Below are 22,555 nucleotides of genomic sequence, written 5' to 3' on the forward strand. Positions count from 1 at the left end.
TAAAAAGGAGGTTATTTATTATGAAACAAAAAGAAATCTTCGAGACTTATGAATCCGAAGTACGTTCTTATTGTCGTAATTTCCCTGCCGTTTTTGCTACGGCCAAGGGTTCCGTTATTACAGATTGCGACGGGAATAGCTATATCGACTTTTTCAATGGCGCGGGTGCTCTGAATTATGGTCATAATAACGACTATATTAAAGGCAAGGTAGTGGATTATCTGATGAGCGACGGGATCATGCATGCGCTTGACATGATGACCTCGGCAAAGGGTGAGCTGATTCAGTTCATGGAAGAAAAGATCTTGCAGCCGCGTGGCTTGGACTATAAGATTATGTTTCCTGGTCCGACTGGTACTAATGCGATTGAAATGGCGCTGAAGCTGGCGCGCAAATATACTGGACGCCGTACCATTTGGGCGCTCATGGGAGCGTTTCATGGGATGACGCTGGGAGCTTTGGCGTTAACCAGCGATCAAAACAGCCGCAAGGGCGGCGGGATTCCGCTGGAGAATACCGTGCATATGCCGGCTCCGTATATGTTTCCTGAGCTTGATACGGTTCAGTATATGGAGGCTGTTTTGCAGGATGATCATTCCGGAATCGAAAAACCGGCAGCGATCATTGTGGAGACCACACAGGCTGAGGGCGGCATTCAGGTACTTCCTACGGACTATTTACAAAAACTGCGTGCATTTTGTGATAAGCATGAAATTTTGCTGATTGTGGATGATATTCAGGTGGGCTGTGCGCGGACTGGTACCTTCTTCTCCTTCCAGCGTGCCGGCATCGTTCCTGATATTGTCTGTCTTTCAAAATCCATCGGTGGTTATGGCTTCCCCTTTGCGCTGACGCTAATCAAACCGGAGATCGACTGCTTCAACCCCGGTGAACATAACGGAACTTTTCGCGGCAATCAGCTTGCTATGGTGGCTTCTAAAGCCGGCATGGAATTTATGCTGGAGGCAAAGGTAGAAGAAGGCGTTCAGGAGAGAGAAGAAATTATTCGTTCTTTCTTAGAGGAAAAGATTGCTGGGCCCGGCCGTGAGATCCGCGGTATCGGATGCATCTGGGGAATTGACGTAGGCACAGGAGAACGCTCTAAAGCCGTGATCCGCGAATGCTTCAAAAACGGCCTTATTTTGGAAAGAGCAGGACGTGATGACAGCGTAGTTAAGGTAATGCCCTCGCTTGTTATTGAAAAGGAACTGCTGGTAAAGGGTCTTGAAATTCTGAAGCAGAGCATGGATACCGTATTAAATGATTAAAGCAAGAGAGAACCTTTCTGAGGATAAATCAGAAGGGTTCCTTTTTTATTTGCGAAAGCGAAAGACTCAACTCCGGGAGGTCCGTCCCTATATGCGCATACCCCGTTATGAATTTTCTGATTTTAAGTTTTAACGTGCCTTTGCCTGATTTTGCACGTTATACCCTCGCTCTGTTTTTTATTTCAACTGAGCAAAAAATGAGTTTTCCCCGTTGAATTTGATAAATCTTCATGTGCTTAACGGAGAAAATCCCGCTAATGCCCCGTTATATTCTGTTTTAGAGTCCCCAGCTAACGTGCTTAACTCTTTCAATGCACGTTAAAATGACATGATATGTAAATTGGTAACGCCAAAAATCACAAATTCCCATTGACAAATCAAAAAGAAAGGTTTAAACTAACAATTGAACAGATGTTCAATTGTTAGTGTTTTCAATTGTCTAAGAAAGGGAAAGCAAAATGATTACGAAAAAGTATCGTATGGAAAATTTGGGCTGTGCCAATTGTGCGGCAAAGATGGAAAATAAAATCAATGCGCTTCCGCAGGTGCAGGAGGCGACTCTTGCCTTTGCAACGAAACAGCTGCGCGTGACAGCCGAGGATCCGGATTCTTTATTAGAAGAGATGCAGGCCATTGCAGCATCAATAGAATCAGCGGTTGTCATTCGTCCGTGGAGCAGGGGAAAGGGTCATGATCATGAGCATGCAGAATGCGGCTGCGGCCACCACCATGATCATGAGCATGCAGAATGCGGCTGCGGCCATCACCACGATCATGAGCATGCGGAGTGCGGCTGCGGTCACCACCATGATCATGAACATGAGCACCACCACGAACACGACCATCATCATGACCATAGCCATAGCCAAACGCATGACCATGGCCACGATCACGAGGAAATAGATGTCAAATGGGTGATTATCGGTGCTGTGCTTTTTGTGATAAGCCTGATTCTGGAGTGGTGTACAGGCATAGAGGCTGGCAGCAGCCTGGAGTGGGGTTCCATCTGCATAGCACTGCTGATGATAGCGGCCTATATCATCTTAGGCAAAGAAATTATCTGGGCGGCTGTCAAGGGCATTGGGCACGGACAGATTTTTGATGAAAACTTTTTAATGAGTATTGCCACACTGGGAGCAATCGGCATCGGGGAGTATGCCGAGGCAGTGGGCGTTATGCTTTTCTTTAGAGTGGGAGAATACTTTGAACATAGAGCAGTAGAAAAGAGCCGCAGTGCAATTATGGAAGCAGTCGACATGCGGCCTGAAATGGTGCAGCGTGTAAAAGGCGAAGAAAGTGAGCTAATCCCAGCAGAAGAAGCACAGAAAGGGGATATTGTGATGGTTCGCCCCGGCGATAGGATTCCGCTGGACGGTACGATAGTCGAAGGAGAGACGCAGATCGATACGTCGCCCGTTACCGGAGAGCCAGTACCGATGAGCGCCAAAATCGGCGATGCAATCCTTTCCGGCTGCATCAACAACACAGGGCTGATTCAGATCCAGGTAGAAAAGGTCCTAGAAGAATCCATGGTAACTCGCATTTTAGAATCCGTAGAAAATGCGGCCGCCAGCAAACCGCAGATGGAACGGTTCATCACGCGTTTTGCCAAGATCTACACCCCCATCGTGGTGGCAATTGCCCTGCTAACAGCCATCATTCCGTCTCTTATAAGCGGCAACTGGGGCTACTGGGTCTATACAGCGCTCACCTTCCTAGTCATCAGCTGCCCCTGCGCAATGGTGCTTAGCGTACCGCTGGCCTTCTTCTCCGGCATCGGCAGCGGCTCACGCAAAGGGATCCTTTTCAAAGGAGGAACCGCGCTGGAGGCCCTGACAAAGATCAAAGCAGTTGTCATGGATAAAACAGGCACCATCACACAAGGAAATTTCGTAGTACAGAGCATTCATTCCTTTGGGGCATGGGATACCAAGCAGATACTGGAAGCCGCCGCCGTTTGTGAAGGTGCGTCCACGCATCCCATTGCCCGCAGCATCTTAAAAGAGGCAGAGCAGCAGCTGGAGATGCTTCCGGCCGCGCCGGAAAGTATTGAAGAGATCGCCGGAAAGGGAATCAAAGCCCAGTATGACGGCAAGGAACTGCTGTGCGGCAATGACAAACTGATGCAGGCCTATGGCATCGGGCTTCCCAGTGAGCAAGGTGCCTACGGCACCCATGTGTATGTAGCGGTAGACGGTGATCTGGCAGGAGAAATTTTGATTGCGGATACGATCAAAAAAGAGGCGGCATCAGCGATTCATAAGCTGCGTGAGAAGCATAAGCTGACGGCTATGCTGACGGGGGATGCGAAGCAGAGTGCGCAGGCTGTGGCGGATACCGTGGGTGTGCAGCAGGTGCGGGCTGAGCTTTTGCCGCAGGATAAGCTGACGGCGCTGCGCGAGATTCGCGAGCAGGAGGGCGGCGTGATGTTTGTAGGGGATGGCATTAACGATGCGCCGGTGCTGGCAGGAGCCGATGTGGGCGCGGCGATGGGCAGCGGTTCTGATGCAGCGATTGAGGCGGCGGATGTTGTGTTTATGACATCGAGCGTGGAGGCCATTCCTCAGGCGATTGATATTGCAGAAAATGCGATGCGGGTGGCTAAGCAGAATGTGATCTTTGCGCTGCTGGTGAAGGTGGCCGTGATGGCGCTGGGCCTCGCCGGGATTGCTAATATGTGGCTGGCAGTATTTGCTGATAGCGGCGTTGCACTGCTATGTGTGCTTAATTCGATTCGGATTTTGAGAAAATAAGAATTTCAAATGAATGACAGGGCTTTCTGCACTTAGATTTTCTAGGAGCGGAGAGCCCTGTTTTGATGTTGTCAAGAAAGGGGAAATCTCTTATAATGATAGAAAAAGTAAAATGAGGAGGTAGTGAATATGAAAACAATCTGCGGGCTGGACTGCCATGAATGCGGAGGATTAGAAAATGGCTGTAAGGGCTGTGCAGAGACAAACGGGTGTCCGTTTGGAGGGACCTGCATGATTGCAGAGTGCTGTCGGCGCAAGGAGTGTGAGAATTTTGGACAGGCCTTTGCGGCTTCGTGCAAGCTTAAAGAACAGCTAATGGATGAGTTTAATGCGCTTGGCATTGAGGATATGGAAAAGGTTACGAGCCTAAACGCACTGTCAGGGGCGTATATCAATCTGCAGTATACGCTGCCAAGCGGGCAAAAGATTCGGTTTTGGGATGATGACAGGATCTATCTTGGCAATCAGATTGACAAGAAAAACAGCAGCCGGTGCTATGAACTGACGGCTGATGAGAATTATCTGCTGGTATGCGAATATGGAGAGGGTGGATCAGACGCGGAGATTATCGTGTACCGCAAACGGGCAAGCCGCTGATTTGTGCTATGAGGCATTTGTCAAGATTCTAAATGAAGGATATGTATGATCCTATATACATCAATATATACCTGCGATATGCATTATACATGCTTCAATTTTCAGAAAAAAATTGCGAATTAAAAGGCAAAATGATATAATACAGTTGTCTAAGTGTGACATATATTTAACAGATGCATGACGCGGTCACAATGAATATCATCCTATTAGATGGAAAAGGAGAACAGCATGAGTAAAGTAACAATTATTGGAGCCGGTGCGGTCGGCTCAACCATTGCCTATACGATGGTCGTCAACGGAATCGCTTCCGAGATCGTCATGATTGACGTAAAGGAAGAAAAAGCGCTGGGCGAAGCCATGGATATCCGGCAGGGGACACCCTTCTGCGCCCCCGTTTCAATCTATGCAGGCAGCTACCGCGATGCGGTAGGGTCGGACATTGTCATCATTACCTCCGGCGTAGCCAGAAAGCCGGGTCAGACCCGCATCGATCTGGCGCAGACAAACGTAGGCATCATCAAACAGATTGCGCCGGAAATTACGAAGTATGCCCCCAATGCTATTTACATTTTGGTCGCCAATCCGGTGGATATTTTAACATATGTGTTTACCAAGGTCAGCGGACTGCCTGAACGTCAGGTGATCGGCTCTGGTACGATTCTGGATACGGCCCGTCTGCGTTCTCGTCTGGCAGAGTATCTCTGCATCAGCCAGAAAAACGTCCATGCGTACGTGTTCGGCGAGCACGGCGATACATCGTTTATTCCCTGGTCCTTGGCCTCTGTTTCCAGTATTCGTTTGGATGATTACAGAAAAAGCATCATGGGCAATGAAGATGTGGGCATGGCGCCGGTATTTGACCGCGCTGAAATTGAAAAATACATGAGAACCTCCGGCGGCAAGATCATTCGCCGCAAAGGGGCTACCTTCTATGCGGTTTCCGTCTCCACCTGCCATATTGTCAAGAGCGTTTTAAGCAACAGCGATACGCTGATGACCGTTTCTTCCATGCTGCACGGCGAGTTTGGAATTGAAGATGTCTGTCTGAGCCTTCTGTCTATTGTAGATCGCACGGGTATCAAAGCTAAAATCACGCCAGGTCTTACTCCCGATGAGATTGAGCAGCTGCATCACAGTGCAGACAGCTTAAAGAGCGTCATTCAGCAGTTAGATATTTAATACATAAATTTAGGAGGAAAGTCCAATGGAATATCGGATTGAGCGAGATTCGATGGGCGAGATGCAGGTGCCGGCCGACCGGTACTGGGCTGCACAGACCCAAAGAAGCTTTCAGAATTTCAAAATTGGCGGAGAGCTGATGCCAAGAGAGATCACGCATGCTTTTGGGATCCTCAAAAAAGCAGCTGCCAGAGCCAACTATCAGCTCGGCAAGCTGGACGAAGAGAAGAAACAGGCAATTGAAAAGGCATGTGACGAAGTGATCTCCGGAAGCCTGAACGATCACTTCCCGCTGGTGGTGTGGCAGACAGGAAGCGGTACACAGTCCAATATGAATGCCAACGAGGTCATTGCCAACCGCGGCAATGAGATTGCCGGCAAAAAGCTGCTGCATCCTAACGATCATATCAACATGTCCCAAAGCTCAAATGACACCTTCCCCACCGCAATGCATATCGCAGCCGTGATCAGTATCGAAGATAAGCTGTTTCCGGTGATGGATCAGTTCGTTGCTACGCTGCGCCGCTTGGAGCAGGAAAATGACGATATCGTCAAGAGCGGTCGCACGCATCTGCAGGATGCAACGCCGATCAAATTTTCACAGGAAATCAGCGGCTGGCGCAACATGATCGAAAAAACAAAGGAGATGCTCGAAAAGGCTCTGCCCGGGCTCAAAGAGCTGGCGCTCGGCGGTACGGCGGTCGGCACCGGACTCAACACGCCGAAGGGCTTTGCCGAGGAGGTTGCCAAGCAGGTGAGCGAGCTTACGGGCAAAGCATTTGTCACAGCGGCCAATAAGTTCCATGCGCTGACCTCGAAGGATGATTTGGTATTCGCGCACGGCGCGCTCAAGGCGCTGGCTGCGAATCTGATGAAGATTGCCAACGACGTACGATGGCTCGCCAGCGGGCCGCGCTGTGGACTAGGCGAAATTCATATTCCCGAGAATGAGCCGGGCAGTTCGATTATGCCGGGCAAGGTAAATCCGACGCAGTGCGAATCCATGACGATGGTTGCCGTGCAGGTGATCGCCAATGATGTGGCTGTTGGTATGGCAGCTTCTCAGGGCAATTTTGAGCTTAACGTATTTATGCCGGTTCTGATTTATAATTTCCTGCAGTCGGCAAGACTTTTAGCAGAAGGGATGAGATCCTTCCATGATAATTGCGTGGTGGGCATTACGGCAAACAGAGAGAAAATGAAGCATAACCTTCATAATTCGCTGATGCTGGTAACAGCTCTGAATCCCTATATTGGCTATGACAACGCGGCTAAAACTGCTAAAAAAGCGTATAAAGAAAATATATCTCTCAAAGAAGCATGCATTCAGCTGGGCTTTTTGACAGAGGAAAAATTCGATGAAGTATTTCATCCGGAGGAAATGGTATGATTTTTAGTTATTACCCGGGATGTACCCTGAAAACAAAGGCAAAGGAACTGGATCTATATGCCAGAAAATCTGCTGAGGCTTTGGGTGTAACCATGGAAGAAATTCCGGATTGGCAGTGCTGCGGCGCTGTATATCCCATGGCCAGCGATGAAATTGCGACCAAGCTTTCGGCAGTGAGAGCGCTGCAAAGCGCTAAAGATAAAGGACAGGATCTGCTCACACTCTGTTCAGCCTGTCATCATGTGATCAAGAGAGTTAATCATGATCTGCAGACCAGAGACGATCTTCAGACTAAGATTGCCAATTATCTGGAGCTTGAGGAGCCCTATACCGGCGAGACCCATGTGCTGCATTATCTGGAGATGCTGCGCGATACGGTTGGCTTTGACAAGATTAAAGAGAAGGTTGTCAATCCTTTAAAAGGCAGGAAAATTGCCGCCTATTACGGCTGTCTGCTGCTGCGCCCCAGCGGCGTGATGCAGTTTGACAATCCGGAAAATCCGACGATCATGGAGGATTTTATCCGCAGTATCGGTGCTACGCCGGTGGAAACGCCTTACCGCAATGAATGCTGCGGCGGATATGTGAGTATGGAAAATAAAAAGCTGGCAGAGAAAAAGGTGGATGCGATTATCGGCTCCGCTATGGAAAAAGGCGCCGAGATGATCATCACGGCCTGCCCGCTTTGTATGTATAATTTAGATGCAAATGCAACCGAGCATAAGCTGCCGATTGTTTACTTTACAGAGCTTTTGGCAGAAGCGCTGGGCGTTAAATAAGGAGGATTGGATATGGAAAAGTATACGCAAGAGCAAATCCTCAGAATGAGCGGCGTGAATACCAGAAAATGTATGAAATGTGGCAAATGCTCCGGCACCTGTCCGGCCTATGATGAGATGGAATATCATCCGCATCAGTTTGTGGCCATGGTGGAAAACGGCGATATTGACGCGCTCATGCAGTCAAAGTCGATTTGGAACTGTCTTTCCTGCTTCGCCTGCGTGGAGCGGTGCCCAAGAAGCGTAGAGCCGGCCAATCTGATTGAAGCAGTACGGCTTGCTGTGATCCGCCGCCAGGGAGAGAATCACCTGAAGGCGGAGGAAGTTCCGGCTAAGCTGGAAGAGAAGCTTCCGCAGCAGGCCATTGTAAGTGCATTTCGTAAATACAGTAAATAACTGAGAAGGGTGGAAGTCATAAGTGCAGAAGATAGGCGTTTTTATTTGTCATTGTGGAACTAATATTGCGGCAACCGTTGACGTTGAGGCTGTCACCGAAGCGGTGAAAAGCGAGCCCGGCGTTGTTTACGCGGTGAACTATCAATATATGTGTTCCGAAAATGGTCAGGCGCTCATTAAAAAGGCAATTGCTGATTATGCTCTGACCGGCGTGGTTGTGTGCTCCTGTTCTCCCAGAATGCACGAAGCAACCTTCCGAAAGGCAGCAGAGTCCGCCGGCATCAATCCTTATATGGTTGAGATTGCCAACATTCGCGAACATTGCTCCTGGATTCATAAAGATAAAGTCGAGGCGACAGAAAAGGCCATTATTTTGGCCAGAGCCGCGATTGCAAAAGTACATTTGAATGCTCCGCTGATCGCAGGGCAGAGCGACGTAACCAAAAGGGCGCTGGTGATTGGCGGCGGAATCGCCGGAATCCAGACGGCGCTGGATATTGCAGAGGCCGGCTATGAGGTAGATATCGTAGAGAAATCTCCGACCATCGGCGGCAAGATGGCGCAGCTCGATAAAACCTTCCCCACCTTGGACTGTGCGGCATGTATTTTAACGCCTAAAATGGTGGATGCAAAGGCCAACGACAAGATCACGCTCTATACCTACAGCGAGGTAGAGTCGGTTAAAGGCTTTGTGGGTAATTTTGAGGTTGCCATCCGCAAAAAGGCACGCTATATCAACACAGATCTGTGTACGGGCTGCGGCGAGTGTACGACCAAATGTCCTTCCCGTAAGGCTAAAAGTGAATTTAATATGGGCCTGACCAACCGCGGCGCGATCTATATTCCGTTTGCACAGGCCATTCCGAATGTAGCGACCATTGACCCAGAGTATTGTATCCATATGAAGACCGGCAAATGCGGTCTGTGTGAAAAGGTTTGCTCTGCGCATGCTATTGATTTTAAGCAGCAGGATCAAATTGTGGAGCAGCGCTATGGCGCTATTGTGATGGCAACAGGCTTTAATCTGATCAATCTGGACAAATTCGATGAGTTTGGCTATTCTAAATATCCGGATGTTGTGACATCGCTCGAGTTTGAACGGCTGATGAATGCAGCCGGTCCTACGGAGGGCACGCTTTTGCGCCCGTCCAATCATGAGCATCCTAAAACACTTGTGTTTGTGCAGTGCGTAGGCTCTCGCGATACCTCCGGCTGCGGCAAGCCCTACTGCTCTAAGATCTGTTGTATGTATACCGCCAAACATGCCATGCTCGTCCGTGACAAATACCCGGATACCGAGGTATATGTCTTCTACATTGATGTGCGTACGCCGGGTAAAAACTTTGATGAGTTTTACCGCCGTGCGGTGGAGCAGTATGGCGTACATTATATCAAGGGTATGGTTGGTAAGGTAACCGATAAGGATGGCAAGCTGATTGTGCAGGGCTCGGATCTATTGAATAACAAGCAGCTGAAGATCGAGGCGGATCTGGTGGTGCTGGCAGCGGCGACGGAGCCGGATGCTTCGGCCAGAAATGTTGCCTCGATGCTGACCGCCAGCATTGATACCAATGATTTCATGACGGAAGCGCATGCGAAGCTGAAGCCGGTGGAAAGCCCGACGGCCGGTATTTTCCTGTCAGGTATGGCGCAGGGGCCGAAGGATATTCCGGAGACGGTTTCTCAGGCGAGTGCCTGTGCGGCTAAGGTGATTGGACTTCTGGCGAAGGATCATCTGGTGAATAATCCGTGTACGGCGCATTCAAATGAGCTGAAGTGTAACGGCTGCTCGAACTGCGAGAAGGTATGTCCGTATGGTGCGATTTCGTACATTGAAAAAGAGGTGAATGATCATGGCGTGCGTCAGGTGCGGCGGATTGCGCAGGTGAATGAAGCGATCTGTCAGGGCTGCGGCGCTTGTACCGTGACCTGCCCGTCTGGTGCGATGGATCTGAAGGGCTTTTCTACAAATCAAATTATGGCGGAGGTAGACGCGATATGTCGTTAAGCGAGAATAAACAAGAGTATAAGCCGCTCATTGTTGCGTTTTGCTGCAACTGGTGCAGCTATGCGGGAGCGGATTTGGCTGGCTCAAGCCGTCTGTCCTATCCGGCAGAGGTGAAGGTCATCCGGGTGCCCTGTTCCTGCCGTGTGAATCCGCTGTTTATCTTAAGAGCGTTTCAGCGGGGAGCTGATGGCGTAATCATCGCAGGATGTCATCCGGGAGATTGCCATTATACATCCGGCAATTATTTTGCAAGACGCCGGATGACGCTGCTGTTTAGCATGCTGGATTATTTGGGCATCGAGCGGGAGAGAACCAGAGTGGAATGGATTTCGGCGGCAGAAGGCGTGAAATTCTCTACGACCATGAATGAATTTGCAAAGACGATTCACGATCTGGGTGAAAATAAGAAATTAAGGGATCTGAGGTGCAAGAATGACTGATTTGATAAAACAGAAAGTCAGCGAGCTTTTGGAAGGCCAGAAGGCTGACCGGGTCCTGGGCTGGAAAAAGGGCGAGTTCTTCTATGATGAAACGCCGGCTGTGTTTACAGCGGAGCAGGGCCTGGAGGAATTGGTGTATGATGGCTTTTCGGCTCCTAATTTGAGCAAATATCTGATTCAGGAAAGCAAAAAGGAAGGCAAGGTTGCGGCGCTGCTGAAGCCCTGTGATACATATAGCTTTAATCAGCTGATCATGGAGCACCGCATCAACCGGGAGAATGTATATGTGGTCGGCGTGCCGTGCCGCGGCAAGCTGGATATCGATAAGATTCGCGCGCTGGGGATTAAAGGAATTCAGACCATCCGTGAGGAAGGCGATCAGCTGATCATCGATACGCTGTACGGTCAAAAGACGATTGCACGCAAGGATGCGGTCCTGGATCGCTGCTTCTGCTGCAAGGGCAGTCAGCATATGGTAGCCGATGAGGTGATCGAGTCAGACGCACCGGCATGGGAGCCGGAGGCTAACCGCTTTGAAATGGTGGAAAAGCTGGAAGCGATGACGCCGGACGAGCGCTTTGCTTTCTGGCGCGGAGAGCTTTCTAAGTGTATTCGCTGCAATGCTTGCCGCAATGTATGTCCGGCATGCTCATGCATTCAGTGTGTGTTTGATAATCCTGCTTCCGGCGTGGCCGCTAAAGCCAATGCCGATGAATTTGAAGAGAACCTGTTCCATATCATCCGCGCGTTTCATGTAGCGGGGCGCTGCACAGACTGCGGCGAGTGCTCACGGGTTTGTCCGCAGGGCATACCGCTGCATCTGCTGAACCGTAAATTTATCAAGGATATTGATGAGCTGTACGGAGAGTACCAGGCCGGAGCAGATCTGGAAGCGAAGGGACCGCTCACAGAGTATACAAAAACCGATGTCGAGCCCGGCATTGTGAGCGATACAGAGGCTCGCGCAGCATTAAAGAGAGGCGGTAAGTAAGCGATGATGAAAATAACGATAGATCGTTTGCCAAAGCTGTTTGCTGCCATGGCAGAAAAACGGGCGCTGTATATGCCGATTGAGAAGAATGATCAGGTTGAGTTTCATCGCTGGCATGAAGAGGCTCTCGTACGGCTTGACAAGCTGAATACCTTAAAATCGGCTAAGGATCTGTTCTTTCCGCAAACAGAAAATATGATGAAATTTAAAATGGAAGGGAAAGCGATTTCGGTAGAGGATAATCGCGACCCGGCTGAGCCCTTTGCCGTGTTTGGCGTTCGCGCCTGCGATGCAAAGAGTCTGGAAGTGCTGGATAAGGTGTTTTTGGCAGATCCGGTGGATACCTTCTATGAGGGACGCCGCGAAAATGGTCTGGTCATCACGATGGCCTGCCGTGAACCGGAGGAAACCTGCTTCTGTAGTGCCTTTGGCATCGATGCCGTGAATCCGGCGGGCGATATCAGCTGCTGGATGACGGATGAGCTGCTGTGCTGGCAGGCTAATACGGAAAAAGGAGTTTCCTTTACGGAAGAGCTGAAGGAGCTGTTTGAAGAAACGACCGCAGAGAATGAGGCTGCTGTGGAGACGCAGAAGCAGCAGGTTAAAGAAATTATGGAGCGGTTGCCGCTGCATGACCTGAATCTGGAAGGGTTCGACGGAGAGCATCTGCTTGAGAAGTTTGAATCTCCCAAGTGGGCCGAGCTTTCAGAGGCATGCCTAGGCTGCGGCACCTGTACCTTTGTGTGCCCTACCTGCCAGTGCTATGATATCCGTGATTATGATAACGGACATGGAATTCAGCGCTACCGCTGCTGGGATTCCTGCATGTATAGTGATTTTACGATGATGGCGCATGGTACGCCGCGTAAAACACAGCTGGAGAAGTTCCGTCAGCGCTTTATGCATAAGCTGGTGTATTTCCCGTCTAACAACGACGGCATGTACTCCTGCGTAGGCTGCGGCCGCTGTCTGGCAAAGTGTCCTATTTCGATGAATATTGTAAAAGTAATTAAAGCATTAGGAGGAGAGAGTCATGAGTGATAAGTTTGAGACCTTGATTCCTACGATTGGCGTGGTTACCGATGTGAGGATTGACACGCCGGATGTGAAGACGTTTCGGGTCAATACGCTTGACGGCGGCATTCCCTTTGACCATAAGCCGGGGCAGTGTGCTATGCTTTCGATTCCCGGCGTGGGAGAGGCCATGTTTTCCATTACGTCTTCCCCGACCAATACCGAATACAAAGAGTTTAGCATCAAAAAATGCGGCTGCCTGACGGACTGGCTTCATCAGATGGAGGTGGGGCAGCAGATTACGATTCGCGGCCCCTATGGAAATCCGTTTCCGGTGGATACTGAGTTTGTTGGAAAAGACCTGCTTTTTATCGCCGGCGGCATCGGCCTCGCGCCGCTGCGCTCGGTGATCAATTACTGCCGCCATTATCGGGACCGCTATGGCAAGATTGATATTGTATACGGTTCCCGGTCTAAGGATGATCTGGTAGATTATCAGGAGATCATCGAGGAATGGTGCCAGGAAGAAGGAGTCAACGTACATCTGACCATAGACAGAGAGCAGGAGGGCTGGGACGGCCATGTCGGATTCGTACCCAACTATGTTAAAGAGCTTGGCTTTGACACCAATAAAACGGCTATCATCTGCGGACCTCCGATTATGATTAAATTTACGCTGGCAGGGCTCGTGGAGCTTGGCTTTAAGAAAACGCAGGTCTATACGACCATGGAGCTTAGAATGAAATGCGGTATCGGCAAATGCGGACGCTGCAATATCGGCGATAAGTATGTCTGCAAGGATGGCCCTGTATTTCGCTGCGACCAGTTAGATGAACTTCCTAACGAATATTAATATGGAGGAAAAGAAAAGAATGGAAGAAATGGTAAATGTATTTTTATTCGGTAAGAAATATTCCGTGCCTGCCAATCTGACAATCATGGGAGCGATGGAATATGCCGGTTATCAGCTGGTGCGCGGCTGCGGCTGCCGCAACGGGTTCTGCGGTGCATGCGCCACAATTTACCGTATCAAGGATGACCGTGATCTGCATGCATGCCTAGCTTGCCAGACAAAGGTAGAAAACAATATGTATGTGGCAACGCTGCCCTACTTCCCTCTGGTAAAGGAAGTGTATGATATTCAAAAGGTAACGCCCAACGAGCAGATTATGATGCAGCTTTATCCGGAAATCTATAGTTGTATTGGCTGTAACGCCTGCACCAAGAGCTGTACACAGAGTCTTAACGTGATGCAGTATATCGCTTACGCGCAGCGCGGCGAATTTGAAAAGTGTGCAGAGGAATCCTTTGACTGTATCATGTGCGGCGTATGTTCTTCTCGCTGTCCGGCTAAAATTTCCCATCCGCAGGTTGCCATTTTGGCAAGACGCCTGACCGGTAAGTATTTAATGCCGGAAGCAGCGCATCTGACGAATCGCGTAAAGGAAATTGAAAACGGCGATTTTAATCAGATGCTCGAAGATTTGATGCAGAAGCCGATCGAAGAGATCAAAGAGCTTTACAATACCAGAGAGATTGAACAATAAGGAGGGAAAGCCGTGTATACATCAGATACCATGCTGGAATCGATCAAAAAGGTAGAAGCAACTCGGCCTAGCCGCCTCGGCGTATTGCCGGAGCGTATGACGGCCGATGAAAAGGAGGCGCTGCTGAGTCAGTATCATCCGGACTATAAAGAAGATGGATTTTCTGTTTTACAGGTAGGCCCTAATAAAGGAGAAAAAGTACCTTCTGAGCTGGCAGCACTGCTGCAGGCCAATAGCCGTGTCAAGGATTTAGAGATTGATCTTGCAAAGCCTGATTATGACGTGGATGTTTTGATTATTGGCGGAGGCGGAGCGGGTGCTTCTGCTGCGATTGAAGCCAATGAGAATGGCGCTAATGTCATGATTGTCACCAAGCTGCGGATTGGGGACGCAAATACAATGATGGCAGAGGGCGGGATTCAGGCTGCTGATAAAGAAAATGATTCTCCTGCGATTCATTATTTGGATGCGCTGGGCGGCGGACATTATGCGAATAAACCTGAGCTTTTGAAGAAGCTGGTTACGGAAGGCCCCGGCGCTGTTAAATGGCTCAATGAGCTGGGTGTAATGTTTGATAAAGCACCCGACGGAACCATGATCACAACACATGGCGGCGGTACGTCTCGCAAAAGAATGCATGCGGCAAAGGATTATTCCGGAGCAGAAATCATGCGCACACTGCGCGATGAGGTATTAAACCGCGGCATTCCGGTGGTTGATTTTACGGCGGCCATCGAATTGATTAAGGATAAGGAAGGCAAAGCGGCCGGCGCTGTGCTGCTCAACATGGAAACCGGAGATATTCTGGTGGCAAAGGCAAAGACAGTTGTCATCGCGACAGGAGGAGCAGGACGTCTTCATTATCAGGGCTTCCCCACCTCCAATCACTATGGAGCGACAGCCGACGGACTCATTTTGGGATACCGCGCAGGCGCGAAGCTGCTGTATGCAGATACACTGCAGTATCATCCGACAGGCGCTGCGTATCCGTCTCAGATTTTGGGCGCATTGGTTACAGAAAAGGTACGCTCTCTAGGTGCACAAGTGCTGAATAAAGATGGAATTGCTTTTGTTCATCCGCTGGAGACGCGTGACGTAGAGGCATCGGCCATCATCCGTGAGTGCCAGGAAAATGACGGCGGTCTGGAAACCGGCGAAGGCCTGGCCGTATGGCTGGATACACCGCTGATCGAAGAGATCCACGGCGAAGGCACGATTGAAAAACGGATCCCGGCTATGATGAGAATGTTCGGCAAATATGGAATTGACATCCGCAAGGAGCCCATTTTAATTTATCCGACGCTTCATTATCAGAACGGCGGTCTGGAGATCAGTGCAGATGGACAGACCAATATAGAAAACCTGTATGTAGCAGGCGAGGCGGTGGGCGGTATTCACGGCCGTAACCGTCTGATGGGCAACTCACTGCTGGATATTATCGTATTTGGCCGCAATGCCGGACAGCAGGCAAGTGCAAAAGCAAAGCAGACCACAGTGGGCGAGCTGACGCTGGAGCATGTGCAGAAGTTTGCAGAAGAGATGCAAGAGGCTGGGATTGACAGCAATATTGTTTCTCCCAAATTACTTCCAAATTATACGCATCAAAAAGATATCTAATATCAATAAAACCGCCTCACAGCGAAATCCACTAGGCGTGAGGCGGTTTTGCACTGCCTTTAATGGGCAGTGCCGCAATATAGGATAAATACGAAACTATCATGGGAGAAAACGAAAATGAGTTCATTGTTAGCAATATTTTTGATCATAGCAACCGGCTATCTATTGGGGCGGATCAGAATTAAAGGTCTGGATCTGGGGTCTGCCGGCGTGCTGTTGATGGCGCTGGTGTTTGGCCATTTTGGCGTAGAGGTTCCCAAGATCATTCAGGATTTTGGACTAGTCTGCTTTGTAACCTCTGTCGGCTTTATTGCCGGCCCTAAGTTTTTCCGCAATTTCAAAGCGAATGCAACTTCCTATGTGCTGCTAGGACTGGCCATCATCCTTTCCGGCGCCATTGCCTGCGCAGTGATTATTAAGCTTTGCGGCGTACCCGCGCCGCTGGCCACCGGCCTGATGACGGGCTCTCTGACGAGCACGCCCGGATTGGCGGCGGCTATAGAAGCAGCTGGTGAAGCTAAGGATATGGCTTCCATTGGCTATGGCATTGCCTATCCCTTTGGCGTAATTAGTGTGGTATTTTTCGTGCAGCTGATGCCCCGTTTCTTGAAGGCCAATATGGATGAGGAGAGAAAAAAGATGGAAGCAGCCTCCACTGTGACGATCAAGCCCTATACCGGACGCCTTTTCGATATCGAGCCGGATGGCTTTTTTGCCTTTGCCGCTGCAGTTGTAGTAGGCTTATTGCTTGCTAAAATTACGATTCCGCTGCCCGGGGGCGCTTCGTTCTCTTTGGGAACGTCGGGCGGCCCATTGATTGCCGGTCTGATCTTCGGCCATTTTGCCCATATTGGTCCTGTGAATATTTCAGTGAATAAAAAGCTGCTTGAAAATCTGCGAGAGCTCGGCCTCATTTTATTCCTGCTGGGAGCAGGTGTGAGTGCAGGAGCCGGTTTTGTAGAGATTCTGAAAGAGTACGGCGCTGTGCTGTTCCTGGAGGGCGCTGTGATGGCGCTTGTGCCCATGATCGTCGGCTTCTTTATAGCCAGAAAGCTGCTGAAACTGTGTTTATTTAATTCTCTGGGATCTATCTGCGGCGGTATGACCAGCACGCCGGCGCTGGGAACGCTGATCCGCGTTACCAAGAGCGATGATGTAGCTTCAGCATATGCGGCGACCTATCCGGTGGCATTAGTAGCGGTTGTATTAGCATCCCAGTTTATCGTTATTTTATTTGGATGATATGAAGGGTGAGTAAAAGCTTTGATCCAGTACCTGTCTTATTGATAGGTACTGGATTTTGTTTTGCATGCTGGTATTGATTCAAACATGAAGTCGATCAGCCTGCAGGCATGTCAATATCAATCTAAACACGGTTTTGACCGGTCTACAGGCCGCTCTCTGTTTACATATTTAAAAGGCTGCGTTCCATGCCTCCGAGAAAGAAAAGCGCTGCGGATGCAGGAAGGTCTTGATATGGCGGAAATCATCGATATAAGGAGGGGTGGGGCAGCCATTTGTAAAATTTTGCGGCGCCTTCTGAGCGCTTAAAGAGATGAACTCACAGGGATACGCATGTGTAAGCTCACGAAGCGCTTGATTGAGAGGAGAATCCTCTGATTCGCCGTATACGCTGAGTACATAAATCTGGCAATGCGGCAGGTGGAGCCTCAGCTCAGAAAGCAGCTTTTGATACGAGGCAATAAATGCAGAACACGAAAAATCAAGTGCGGAGCGCTCGTCATCTCCAAAGCTGAGAAAGAGCTTGGTAGGTGCTAATGGGTATACGCAGGTGGACAGGCAGGAAATCGCATCCTCGATGTGAAGTCCTGGCAGGCTGCGTTTAAATAAAGTCTGTGACACGCCATAATCTTCTTTTAGCTCATAGAGCGGAAATTGATCCAGATAGGAAGATCCAAAGAACAAAATTTGACCGGGAGAAGCAAACTGATTCAAATAATTATATCGTTCCAGAATGGGAGTAAATGAAGCATTCATGCAATCGCCTCCTTAGCTTTAGCTTGCTTCGCCCGCTGCAGATCCAGCGCATGGTTGCGGAAATATAGGATCAGATCACAGCTGACAACCAACAGGTTAAAGAAATAGATAATCAGCACATAATTGATATTGCCGGCTAAGAGCTTTCCACCGATACCGCAGATGTAGCCAATCCAGATGGCCAGCAGAAAGACTAAGCTTTTTCCATTAGTGGTACGAGCCTTGAAGGATTTGTATACCGAGATAGGCCAGGAAAGGCCAAAGCAAATAATCATCATTGTTTCTAAAATTTGACTCATGGTAGGAGCCCTCCTTGTGTTTGTTTTATGCTGTCAGTATACGCTTGACAATGAATCACGTCCAATATATAATGACTATATTTATCAAAAAGGATAATTATAGATCTATAATTCATAACATTGATATTATCAATAAAAAGAGGGCAGAAGAAAATGGAACTTTCACAGCTTCGATATTTTTACGTTGCCGCGCAGCACGAGCATATTACAAAAGCGGCACAGGAGCTTCACATTGCCCAGCCGGCGCTCACGCAGGCGATTCAGCGGCTGGAGAGAGAGCTGGGCGTTCCGCTTTTTGAACGAAAGGGAAGAGGGATCACTCTCAACGCGTATGGCACGCTATTAAAAAAGCGTCTGACAGAAGTATTTCTGATTTTAGACCAGCTGCCGCATGAAATGAAAGAAATCAGCCAGCAGCGGGAAAAAAATATCCGCTTCAATGTGCAGGCAGCCTCTACGCTGATGGTAGAGCTGCTGATTGCCTATAAAAAGCTGCATCCCGAGGTTAATTTTCAGCTAGTGCAAAACACGGGCGAGGATCATAGCTGCGATCTCTGTGTCACTACGGTGCCCAGCGGCCTAGAGGATGCACAAGAAGAGGGACTGATCCTGACGGAGCAAATCTGTCTGGCTGTTCCAGTGAGCTGCGCATATGCAAAACGCAGCAGCCTGCATTTAGAAGAAGTGATGAATGAAAGCTTTATCAGCTTAAGCCATGAAAAGCCGCTCCGGTCCATCTGCGACAGGATCTGTATGTCAATCGGCTTTCTGCCGCGGATTATCTTTGAAACAGAAAACCCAACGGTCTTTCGCGATATGATTGGCGCGGGATTGGGCGTGGGATTCTGGCCGGTGCATTCATGGGGGACACTAGCCAGCAAGGAGGTTACGCTGGTGCCTCTGGACAATCCATTCTGCAAACGCGATATCATTGTGCAGCGGTTAAAGCCGGAAGCCGAGCTGGGATGGTACGCTAATGATTTTTATCAGTTTATTTTTCATCATTTTCAGTCTTTGCACGAATCATGAAGGGAGCCATATCTTATGCGCATCACAAACTGCAAGACCAATCATCTGACCAATCCGCTTGGCTTTGATTTATCCAATCTGCGCGTATCCTGGATCGTCACGGAAACGCATTCTCAAAAACAGGCATGGGCCCGTATACGCGTAGCGCTTACGCCGGATATGGAGCCGCTTCTGTATGATTCAGGAGAAGCCTGCGAAGCCTCCTCACTGGCCTTTCCGATTGATTTGAGTCTGCAGCCCCGCACGCGGTATTACTGGACCGTGCAGGTAATGGCTGAAGGAGGAGAAACAGCGGTCAGCGATGTAAACTGGTTTGAAACAGCCAAGCAGGAAGAGGCGTGGCAGGCGTCATGGATCACAGCACCGGAGCTGTCAACCGAGAATCCCGTTTTTACCCGCAGCTTTACGCTGCCGGCCGATACCGTCAGCGCCCGCATCTATGCTACGGGGCTCGGCGAGTATCAGCTCTATCTTGACGGGCAGAAGGTCGGCCGCGAATATCTAACGCCCGGCTGCAACCATTATGATGCCTGGATACAATATCAAACCTATGAGGTTCAGCTCGCGGCAGGAGAGCACCAGCTCGCCATTGCACTAGGAAATGGCTGGTATAAAAGCCCGATGGTATCGCCAACGACGGACTGCATATACGGCGATACATTAAAGGCGCTGCTCGAGATGCACGCACAGCTGGAGGATGGCAGTACATGGGTGCTTGGCACCGATGAAAGCTGGAGCGCGCAGGCCGGTCCCATCACTTTTAATACGATTTATGACGGCGAGGTTTTAGAGCCGTCCGCCGCAGGCGGCAAACAGACCGCGGCTGCCGTTTTGCCGGAGGATTTTCAGAAACTGACGGCGCGGTGGTCGCTGCCGGTGGTGGTCAAGCAAGAGCTGACGCCAAAGGAAATCCTGCATACGCCGGCAGGAGAAACCGTATTGGATATGGGACAGAACTTTTCCGGCTTTATTCGGTTTCGCTGTAAAGAGCCTAAAGGAACAAGGATTCACCTGCAGTACGGCGAGGTTTTGCAGGATGGAAATTTCTATAATGAAAATCTGCGCTCTGCTAAAGCAGAGTACATTTATGTTTCAGATGGCACGGAGCGCATCATAGAGCCGAGCTTTACCTTTTATGGATTTCGGTATGTAAAGGTCGAGGGCTTTGAGGAGCCGCTTCGGGCAGAGGATTTTACAGGCTGCGTGCTGCATTCTGATCTGGAGATGACAGGACAGCTTTCAACAGGGCATGCTAAGGTCAATCAGCTTATTTCTAATGTAGTCTGGGGTCAGCGGAGCAATTATGTGGACGTACCGACGGATTGTCCTCAGCGTGATGAACGACTGGGATGGACGGGAGATACGCAAATTTTTGCAGGCGCTGCCTGCCTGAATATGGATAGCTATGCATTTTTGAATAAGTATTGTCATGATCTGTATACGGTGCAGCAAACGCTGGGGCATGTGACGCATGTGGTTCCGCCGTTTACGCTGCGGGGCGTGACCTGCAGCGCATGGGGGGATGCGGCGACAATTGTGCCGTGGACGCTGTATCAGTATTATGGGGACCGCAGCATTTTGCAGCAGCAGTATGAGAGCATGAAGGGCTGGGCGGACTATATTTACAGCCGGGATGAGGCGAGCGGCGGCAAGCGTCTGTGGCAGGGCGATTTTAGCTTTGGCGACTGGCTGGCGATGGATCATGAGAATCCGCAGGAGCGGGCGCATGGAGGGACGGATCCGGATTATATTTCGAGCGCGTATTATTATTATTCGGTGTCGTTGGTAGCGAAGGCAGCGAAGGTGCTGGGAAAGGAAGCGGATCTGCGGCATTATGAAAAACTGGCCGAGGAGATCCGCGCGGCGTTTAAGCATGAATTTTTTACTGGTAGCGGCCGGCTGGCGGTGACGACGCAGACTGGCTATGTGCTGGCGCTTTTTTGGGGCTTGGCGCCGGAGGAAAGCAGGCCTAGGCTGATCCGTGAACTGAAGAAAAAGCTGCAGGATAATGGCGGCTATTTGAAGACTGGATTCGTGGGTACGGCGTATATCTGCAAGGCGCTTTCTGAAAATGGCCTTGAGGATCTGGCATATGGACTGCTTTTAAATGAAGAGTCGCCGAGTTGGCTCTATGCCGTGAATTTGGGAGCAACGACCATCTGGGAGCGCTGGAATTCGATGCTGGCAAATGGCAAGGTCAACGGGACGGACATGAACTCGTTTAATCACTATGCTTATGGAGCGGTGATCGAATGGATGTATCAATATATGGTAGGACTGCGGCCGTGTGAAGGCGGCGAGGGCTTTAAAAAAGTGATCATTGCCCCGCAGATTGATGAAAGAATCGGCAGGCTGGATATGAAATACCGGTCGGCGGCCGGCCTCTATGAGGTGCATTGGCAGCTGACAGGGGCGGATTTGAAAGTGAAAATTTGTGTTCCCTTTGATGCAGAAGCGGTCCTGATTTTGCCTGGTGACGCAGAGAAAAGATATCTGCCGGCAGGAGAATACGAATTTACACAGACATATTTTAGAAAAAAGGAGAAGCTATGATTATACTCATTGCAGGTGCGTCCCATACAGGAAAAACGGCGTTTTCTCAAAAGCTACTTGAGAAGTATGGATATCCGTATCTTTCCATTGATCATCTGAAGATGGGGTTGATCCGCAGTCATCAGACAACTCTGACGCCAATGAGCGACGATGAGGCTCTGACAGGATATTTATGGCCGATTGTCAGGGAAATCATCAAAACTGCGATTGAAAATGATCAGAATTTGATTGTGGAGGGCTGCTATATCCCTTTTGACTGGGAGAAGAGCTTTGATGAGGAGTACCGGAAGCATATTCGCTATCGCTGCCTGGTTATGAGTGAGGATTATATCAGAGCGCATTATGATGAGATTAAAAAGTATGCCAGTGTGATTGAGGACAGGGGAGAAGATGAGGACTGCACGCTGGAAGGAGTACTTTGCGATAATGCGCAGACTCTGAAAATGTGCCGGGAGCATAATGCAGATTATATTTTAATCGAGGATGCCTACTGTGTTGACTGGGATCTTGAAAATAATGAATAATTTTAAGAAAAAAGGGGTTGACATAGGGGATAAGATGTGGTAAATTAGATAAGCTGACTCGAAAGAGCGGCGTGGACATTGAAAATCGAACAGTGTAACATCTGAGAAGAAAAAACGTTGCTTTGCAAGCAAAGCAGCGAAGAAGAGAACGGTAAGAAAAGACCGGTCAATTC

Annotated in this window: 20 protein-coding genes; 18 read left to right on the forward strand and 2 right to left on the reverse strand. The window is 49.5% G+C overall.

Translation table 11 applies throughout. The features are described from left to right. Positions 1 to 20 precede the first annotated feature (20 nt). From ectB to HFE64_10935, 15 genes are all read left to right on the forward strand, one after another. Entirely contained in the window at positions 21 to 1,268 is a 1,248-nt protein-coding gene (gene ectB / locus HFE64_10865; GenBank protein ID MCI8633959.1) for a diaminobutyrate--2-oxoglutarate transaminase, read from the forward strand. A 458-nt stretch (positions 1,269 to 1,726) separates the two neighbouring features. Further along, entirely contained in the window at positions 1,727 to 4,021 is a 2,295-nt protein-coding gene (cadA, locus tag HFE64_10870) for a cadmium-translocating P-type ATPase (GenBank protein MCI8633960.1), read from the forward strand. Positions 4,022 to 4,150: 129 nt separating this feature from the next. Continuing rightward, complete coding sequence (locus tag HFE64_10875; GenBank protein MCI8633961.1) at positions 4,151 to 4,618, forward strand: DUF3795 domain-containing protein; 468 nt, start codon at positions 4,151 to 4,153, stop codon at positions 4,616 to 4,618. Positions 4,619 to 4,846: 228 nt separating this feature from the next. Beyond that, a complete protein-coding gene (locus HFE64_10880) occupies positions 4,847 to 5,797 on the forward strand; it encodes an L-lactate dehydrogenase (protein ID MCI8633962.1) in 951 nt (316 codons plus the stop codon). Positions 5,798 to 5,822: 25 nt separating this feature from the next. After that, complete coding sequence (fumC, locus tag HFE64_10885) at positions 5,823 to 7,187, forward strand: class II fumarate hydratase (GenBank protein ID MCI8633963.1); 1,365 nt, start codon at positions 5,823 to 5,825, stop codon at positions 7,185 to 7,187. Further along, positions 7,184 to 7,966, forward strand: coding sequence for a disulfide reductase (locus HFE64_10890; protein ID MCI8633964.1), 783 nt, complete (start codon positions 7,184 to 7,186; stop codon positions 7,964 to 7,966). Before fumC ends, HFE64_10890 begins: the two co-directional genes overlap by 4 nt. Positions 7,967 to 7,978: 12 nt before the next feature. Next, positions 7,979 to 8,362 carry a 4Fe-4S dicluster domain-containing protein gene (locus HFE64_10895; protein MCI8633965.1) on the forward strand — a complete coding sequence of 128 codons (384 nt, stop codon included), beginning with the start codon at positions 7,979 to 7,981 and terminating at the stop codon, positions 8,360 to 8,362. A 22-nt stretch (positions 8,363 to 8,384) separates the two neighbouring features. After that, the gene (locus HFE64_10900; protein ID MCI8633966.1) at positions 8,385 to 10,370 is read left to right on the forward strand and encodes a CoB--CoM heterodisulfide reductase iron-sulfur subunit A family protein; all 1,986 of its coding nucleotides are present in this window, start codon (positions 8,385 to 8,387) and stop codon (positions 10,368 to 10,370) included. After that, positions 10,361 to 10,810 (forward strand): hydrogenase iron-sulfur subunit, encoded by a 450-nt coding sequence (locus tag HFE64_10905; GenBank protein ID MCI8633967.1) that lies wholly within the window; start codon positions 10,361 to 10,363, stop codon positions 10,808 to 10,810. The genes HFE64_10900 and HFE64_10905 overlap by 10 nt, the downstream gene beginning before the upstream one ends. Further along, on the forward strand, positions 10,803 to 11,801 hold the full coding sequence (locus HFE64_10910; GenBank protein MCI8633968.1) for a 4Fe-4S ferredoxin: 999 nt from the start codon (positions 10,803 to 10,805) through the stop codon (positions 11,799 to 11,801). Before HFE64_10905 ends, HFE64_10910 begins: the two co-directional genes overlap by 8 nt. Before the next feature lie 3 nt (positions 11,802 to 11,804). Beyond that, a complete protein-coding gene (locus HFE64_10915) occupies positions 11,805 to 12,842 on the forward strand; it encodes a 4Fe-4S ferredoxin (GenBank protein ID MCI8633969.1) in 1,038 nt (345 codons plus the stop codon). Further along, on the forward strand, positions 12,835 to 13,668 hold the full coding sequence (locus HFE64_10920) for a hydrogenase (protein MCI8633970.1): 834 nt from the start codon (positions 12,835 to 12,837) through the stop codon (positions 13,666 to 13,668). The genes HFE64_10915 and HFE64_10920 overlap by 8 nt, the downstream gene beginning before the upstream one ends. Before the next feature lie 19 nt (positions 13,669 to 13,687). Continuing rightward, on the forward strand, positions 13,688 to 14,362 hold the full coding sequence (locus HFE64_10925; protein ID MCI8633971.1) for a 2Fe-2S iron-sulfur cluster binding domain-containing protein: 675 nt from the start codon (positions 13,688 to 13,690) through the stop codon (positions 14,360 to 14,362). Positions 14,363 to 14,374: 12 nt separating this feature from the next. After that, complete coding sequence (locus HFE64_10930) at positions 14,375 to 15,979, forward strand: FAD-binding protein (GenBank protein ID MCI8633972.1); 1,605 nt, start codon at positions 14,375 to 14,377, stop codon at positions 15,977 to 15,979. Positions 15,980 to 16,096: 117 nt separating this feature from the next. After that, entirely contained in the window at positions 16,097 to 17,221 is a 1,125-nt protein-coding gene (locus HFE64_10935) for a permease (GenBank protein ID MCI8633973.1), read from the forward strand. A 171-nt stretch (positions 17,222 to 17,392) separates the two neighbouring features. On the opposite strand, the gene HFE64_10940 is transcribed toward HFE64_10935, so the two are convergent. Both HFE64_10940 and HFE64_10945 read right to left on the reverse strand, forming a co-directional pair. Further along, positions 17,393 to 17,977: a hypothetical protein gene (locus HFE64_10940; GenBank protein ID MCI8633974.1), complete on the reverse strand. Its 585-nt coding sequence runs from the start codon at positions 17,975 to 17,977 to the stop codon at positions 17,393 to 17,395. After that, on the reverse strand, positions 17,974 to 18,276 hold the full coding sequence (locus tag HFE64_10945; protein ID MCI8633975.1) for a hypothetical protein: 303 nt from the start codon (positions 18,274 to 18,276) through the stop codon (positions 17,974 to 17,976). Before HFE64_10945 ends, HFE64_10940 begins: the two co-directional genes overlap by 4 nt. 153 nt (positions 18,277 to 18,429) lie before the next feature. On the opposite strand from HFE64_10945, the gene HFE64_10950 reads away from it, so the two are divergent. From HFE64_10950 to HFE64_10960, 3 genes are read left to right on the forward strand one after another with little or no spacing between them, the layout of a single operon-like run. After that, positions 18,430 to 19,305 (forward strand): LysR family transcriptional regulator, encoded by an 876-nt coding sequence (locus HFE64_10950; GenBank protein MCI8633976.1) that lies wholly within the window; start codon positions 18,430 to 18,432, stop codon positions 19,303 to 19,305. 15 nt (positions 19,306 to 19,320) lie between these two features. Continuing rightward, on the forward strand, positions 19,321 to 21,858 hold the full coding sequence (locus HFE64_10955; GenBank protein ID MCI8633977.1) for a family 78 glycoside hydrolase catalytic domain: 2,538 nt from the start codon (positions 19,321 to 19,323) through the stop codon (positions 21,856 to 21,858). Next, positions 21,855 to 22,382, forward strand: a complete 528-nt coding sequence (locus HFE64_10960; protein MCI8633978.1) for an adenylate kinase — start codon at positions 21,855 to 21,857, stop codon at positions 22,380 to 22,382. Before HFE64_10955 ends, HFE64_10960 begins: the two co-directional genes overlap by 4 nt. The last annotated feature ends 173 nt before the right edge of the window (positions 22,383 to 22,555 follow it).

Source organism: Lachnospiraceae bacterium (assembly GCA_022794035.1).
Lineage (GTDB): Bacteria > Bacillota > Clostridia > Lachnospirales > Bianqueaceae > CALWPV01.

What these genes read in the sequence shown, in the direction of transcription:
- ectB (MCI8633959.1), top strand. Translation starts at nt 21, where the DNA reads ATGAAACAAAAAGAAATCTTCGAGACTTATGAATCCGAAGTACGTTCT.
- cadA (MCI8633960.1), top strand. Translation starts at nt 1,727, where the DNA reads ATGATTACGAAAAAGTATCGTATGGAAAATTTGGGCTGTGCCAATTGT.
- HFE64_10875 (MCI8633961.1), top strand. Translation starts at nt 4,151, where the DNA reads ATGAAAACAATCTGCGGGCTGGACTGCCATGAATGCGGAGGATTAGAA.
- HFE64_10880 (MCI8633962.1), top strand. Translation starts at nt 4,847, where the DNA reads ATGAGTAAAGTAACAATTATTGGAGCCGGTGCGGTCGGCTCAACCATT.
- fumC (MCI8633963.1), top strand. Translation starts at nt 5,823, where the DNA reads ATGGAATATCGGATTGAGCGAGATTCGATGGGCGAGATGCAGGTGCCG.
- HFE64_10890 (MCI8633964.1), top strand. Translation starts at nt 7,184, where the DNA reads ATGATTTTTAGTTATTACCCGGGATGTACCCTGAAAACAAAGGCAAAG.
- HFE64_10895 (MCI8633965.1), top strand. Translation starts at nt 7,979, where the DNA reads ATGGAAAAGTATACGCAAGAGCAAATCCTCAGAATGAGCGGCGTGAAT.
- HFE64_10905 (MCI8633967.1), top strand. Translation starts at nt 10,361, where the DNA reads ATGTCGTTAAGCGAGAATAAACAAGAGTATAAGCCGCTCATTGTTGCG.
- HFE64_10910 (MCI8633968.1), top strand. Translation starts at nt 10,803, where the DNA reads ATGACTGATTTGATAAAACAGAAAGTCAGCGAGCTTTTGGAAGGCCAG.
- HFE64_10915 (MCI8633969.1), top strand. Translation starts at nt 11,805, where the DNA reads ATGATGAAAATAACGATAGATCGTTTGCCAAAGCTGTTTGCTGCCATG.
- HFE64_10920 (MCI8633970.1), top strand. Translation starts at nt 12,835, where the DNA reads ATGAGTGATAAGTTTGAGACCTTGATTCCTACGATTGGCGTGGTTACC.
- HFE64_10925 (MCI8633971.1), top strand. Translation starts at nt 13,688, where the DNA reads ATGGAAGAAATGGTAAATGTATTTTTATTCGGTAAGAAATATTCCGTG.
- HFE64_10935 (MCI8633973.1), top strand. Translation starts at nt 16,097, where the DNA reads ATGAGTTCATTGTTAGCAATATTTTTGATCATAGCAACCGGCTATCTA.
- HFE64_10940 (MCI8633974.1), bottom strand. Translation starts at nt 17,977, where the DNA reads ATGAATGCTTCATTTACTCCCATTCTGGAACGATATAATTATTTGAAT.
- HFE64_10945 (MCI8633975.1), bottom strand. Translation starts at nt 18,276, where the DNA reads ATGAGTCAAATTTTAGAAACAATGATGATTATTTGCTTTGGCCTTTCC.
- HFE64_10950 (MCI8633976.1), top strand. Translation starts at nt 18,430, where the DNA reads ATGGAACTTTCACAGCTTCGATATTTTTACGTTGCCGCGCAGCACGAG.
- HFE64_10955 (MCI8633977.1), top strand. Translation starts at nt 19,321, where the DNA reads ATGCGCATCACAAACTGCAAGACCAATCATCTGACCAATCCGCTTGGC.
- HFE64_10960 (MCI8633978.1), top strand. Translation starts at nt 21,855, where the DNA reads ATGATTATACTCATTGCAGGTGCGTCCCATACAGGAAAAACGGCGTTT.